Origin of the sequence: Bradyrhizobium australiense, from assembly GCF_013114825.1 — a bacterium.
In the GTDB taxonomy this organism is placed as follows: Bacteria; Pseudomonadota; Alphaproteobacteria; order Rhizobiales; family Xanthobacteraceae; genus Bradyrhizobium; species Bradyrhizobium australiense.
Genome location: NZ_JAAVLX010000038.1, coordinates 1 through 1,078, shown reverse-complemented (window position 1 = coordinate 1,078; position 1,078 = coordinate 1). Strand labels below are relative to the sequence as shown.

The 1,078-nt window shown below is 65.6% G+C and carries 1 pseudogene; it reads left to right on the top strand.

What is annotated here, in order from left to right:
• Nucleotides 1-99 precede the first annotated feature (99 nt).
• Nucleotides 100-1,078: pseudogene (locus HCN58_RS35185) on the top strand (IS256 family transposase); the annotation flags it as partial.

Here is a 1,078-nt window from a genome sequence, read left to right as displayed (position 1 = left end):
GGGTGCCGTAGCGGGAGTGGTTGGAAAATGAGGGCGGCGTAATCTCCAGCTTGGACCAACAAGCGATTCCGGCGTTTGAGCGCCGGTGGAGATCACGCCATGACAAGCCATATCACGACGCCTTGCCTGCCGCAGTCCGAAATCGAGACGACGAGGCAGCTTTTCGACAACTGGTTCGATCCGATTGAAGCCGACCTTCGGGATCGCGCTCGCGACTTTCTCCAGGCCATGCTGGAAGCCGAGCTCGACGAGGTGCTCGCCCGCTCGCGCTACGCGCGGCGCGCGAAGTCGCCGAGCGGCGGTTCGGAAGAGACGCCAGGCATTACCGGTCACCGCCATGGTCATCGATCGCGCTCGCTGCTTGGAACATTTGGGAAGGTGACGGTCGGGGTGCCGCGCGGGCGGCTGAATACGCCCAACGGCAAGACGACCGAGTGGTACGGCACCGTCGTGCGCGTGAGGCTCGATCGCAAGGCGACCGCGATCTCGTCGTCATCGGCGTGCGCGCGGACGGCCAGAAAGTGCTGCTCGCGATCAAGAGCATGGGCGGCGAGAGCACCGAGGCCTGGCGGGCAGTCCTCGACGACCTCACCCGGCGTGGCCTGCGTCGTCCCGAATTCCTTATCGTCGATGGCGCGCCGGGGCTCGAGGCCGGGATCGCTGCCGTGTGGGACGGCATGCCGGTCCAGCGCTGCACGGTCCACAAGCACCGCAACCTCTTGGCGCATGCGCCCGAGCGCCTGCACGAGGAGATCACTGCCGACTACAACGACATGATCTATGGGGCGACCCGCGAGGAGATCGAAGCGCGGCGCAAGGCCTTCATCCGCAAATGGCGGCTCAAGCATCGCGCCGTCGCCGACAGCCTGCAGAAGCCGGCGACCGTCTCTTCACGTTCACGCGGTTGCCGCCGAGCCAGTGGAAGAGCGCGCGCACCGCCAACGCCATCGAGCGGCTGCACAAGGAGTTTAAGCGGCGGATCAAGACGCAGGCTGTGCTGCCATCGGCCGACACGGCAACGATGCTTGTTCTGGGCTCTGCTCGCCTCCGGTCAGATCAACATGCGCAAAGTCGACGG